General features: G+C 66.6%; 1 protein-coding gene. It reads left to right on the forward strand.

What is annotated here, in order from left to right; all coding sequences use genetic code 11:
• A partial coding sequence (locus BST10_RS22285) for a beta-ketoacyl [acyl carrier protein] synthase domain-containing protein (protein WP_242665685.1) occupies positions 1 to 524 on the forward strand: 524 nt, incomplete at both ends.

Genomic DNA, 524 nt, shown 5'->3' on the forward strand with positions numbered 1-524 from the left:
AGCAGCGGTTGTTGATGGAGGTGGCCTGGGAGGCGTTGGAGCATGCCGGGATCACCAAGGAGGCGATTCGGGGCACCCAGACCGGCGTTTTCGTCGGCCTGACCACCAACGACTACGCCCTGATCGCAGCCGAGAAGGTCGGCCCGCGCGACGTCGACCCGTATCTGTCGTTCGGCAACGGACCGAACTTCGCGGCCGGCCGGTTGGCTTATTTCCTGGGTGTGCACGGTCCGGCGATCATGCTCGATACGGCGTGTTCGTCGTCGTTGGTGACGATTCATCTGGCGTGTGCGAGTCTGCGGCGCCGGGAGTCTGATCAGGCGCTGGCGGCCGGGGTGAACCTGATCCTGTCGCCACAGAACAGCGTCGCGACCTCGCGGTGGGGGATGTTGGCCCCCGACGGGCAGTGCAAGACCTTCGACGCCGGCGCCGATGGCTATGTCCGCGGCGAGGGTGCCGGGGTGGTGGTGCTCAAGCGGCTCTCGGATGCCCAGCGTGATGGTGATCGGGTGTTGGCGGTGGTG

Source organism: Mycolicibacter algericus DSM 45454 (assembly GCF_002086455.1).
Taxonomy (GTDB): domain Bacteria; phylum Actinomycetota; class Actinomycetes; order Mycobacteriales; family Mycobacteriaceae; genus Mycobacterium; species Mycobacterium algericum.